A 2,174-nucleotide genomic window follows, 5' to 3' on the forward strand; every position below is an offset into this window, starting at 1 on the left:
CGTTCAATCTGAGCCATGATCAAACTCTTCAATTAAAAGTTTTTGTGGACATAAGTCCGACTCAATGAATTCTGATTCATATAAATGACTCGGAAGAATCATCTATATGTTTGTACATATTGCTATGAACACTCATCATCTCTAATGAGAAATTGCATTGAGATTTAAATCGTTTTCGATTAACTCAATACCTGTGAGTGTCCACACAGATTTCTTGTTTTATCTTGTTAAAGAGCATTGCATCGTGATTTTCGATGCTGCCGTCGGCGCTGGGCCGTTGGCTTAGGGATGCGTATTCTACACTTCCCGATGTCGGCGTCAAGTGATTTTTAAGAAGTTTTTCAACTTTTCACTCGAACCATCTGAAGGCTGTTACCGTCGCTAAGTAGCGCCGTTTGCCGTGTCAGTGGGAGCGCATTATAGGGAGCCAAATCTTTTACGCAAGGGCTTTTTTCAATAAAAATGAACTTATTTTTTATACCTGAAATAAGCACACGCTTTGCACCAATTACACACAAAGTTATCCACAAAAGAGACAATCGAAGCACTGCCACAATCTTATCCTAGTTCAATTCCCAGCATCGATAAATCGGCCTAAACTCGCTAACTGAAGTGATTGTATGCCAAACACACCTGTCCCCTTATAGAAAAGAAGGAAATAGCTACCACCTTCAACGCCAGAACAAATGATTATCCATCCCTACCCAAGTAGAAAATTAGCTAGGAGCAGTTTGTATTGAATAACCTCAACATTTGTCTCTAGTAATGCAATTAGCCGACACCCTATTGAGCGACTCACTGGGTGCCCACAGGCCATTAAGCAAACTTGGTCAATATGAATGCGCCAAAACGACTTAGTAAACTACCAAACAGTAATGGTAATTACTGCCTTTGATATAGCTAGGGGAAAGGAATGAATCTGGCGAAGTCAATGATTGAAAATATCACTACTTAATAAGAATGGAACAAGCGGCAGCATGCAGCAATGACGACAATAGCGACATTAGATGCATATGTAGAGATGCAGGATTATTTACAGAAGAGCATTTATCATCTGATGTTAGGGAGATACAACTAGATTAGTGAATGAAGACCTAATGACTCTTAGGCGCTTGTCCTGGTTGTCTTCGAACCAAGCTCTCCTCACTCATCTCTTGCATCAAAATACGATTGGTAAACGCAAGACCTCCACCCTAAGCCCATATGAATGAGGAAATGTCAATTTAGCTGTATCCAATTAACGTCCTACCATACTGGAGGCATAAGGCATTCGCCTATCAAGCGAAACTTTATGGATGACGGAATCACTCTGCCGCTAGGCTCCGAGCTGGTCGTGAGGAATAGACATTCATTGCTGCTTTGTAAGCTTTCTTACAAGAGTGAAAAAACAGTAGCATTGAAAATGATCTACTCGTTTCACGTAGCGAACATATGAAGGCGAAAGTGAGACTCTTTGAATACGCAAATATTTATCCTCACTTGAGAGCGGAGAAGCAATGCTTCGCAGCCGGATTCCCCTTCAGCAGCCCGGCGACATTGGGTGTAAGTTTTTTCGCGCAGCGGAGAAAGTAAAAGCCCTAGCGTTTTAGGCTAGGGCTTTTTGCTTTATTAGACGCCTGGGAATGACCTGCTCTCACATGGAGGCGTAAGACGTCCGTTTATCAAGCGAAACTTGATGGATGGCTAGGCTGCGACCCGGGAGCCCGCTCAGCGGTGGTACGACGTCGGGAGTAGCATTCATGCCTACATAAGTGAATAAGCCACCTGACTTTAATTAAGGTGATTTCGAGAGAGTACGTCGATAATTTCATAAACCCCAAACGCAAAAAAGCCACCTTATTCAGGTGGCTTCTTCACTTAATTAGCGCCTGTCATGGCCAGCTCCGCTAAAGCTTCGCGCTCATAAGCACATCGCTATCGCGATATTCGCCCGACTTCACATGGAAAGGTGGCATGCTTTGCATACACTCACTTCTTTCCCATGTTCGAGTAGATATTTTAAAAGCTGTTAAACGAAAAAATCCCCAGCACTAAGTGCTGGGGATTTTTTCGTTTATTAGGCGCCTGGAAATGACCTACTCTCACATGGGGAGACCCCACACTACCATCGGCGCAATTGCGTTTCACTTCTGAGTTCGGGATGGGATCAGGTGGTACCACAATGCTATGGTTTC

General features: G+C 43.3%; 1 rRNA gene. It reads right to left on the bottom strand.

From position 1 onward, the window contains the following. Positions 1-2,062 precede the first annotated feature (2,062 nt). Positions 2,063-2,174 (bottom strand): 5S ribosomal RNA (rrf, locus tag GNT65_RS20340); the annotation flags it as partial.

The organism is Shewanella insulae (assembly GCF_009831655.1).
Taxonomy (GTDB): Bacteria; Pseudomonadota; Gammaproteobacteria; order Enterobacterales; family Shewanellaceae; genus Shewanella; species Shewanella insulae.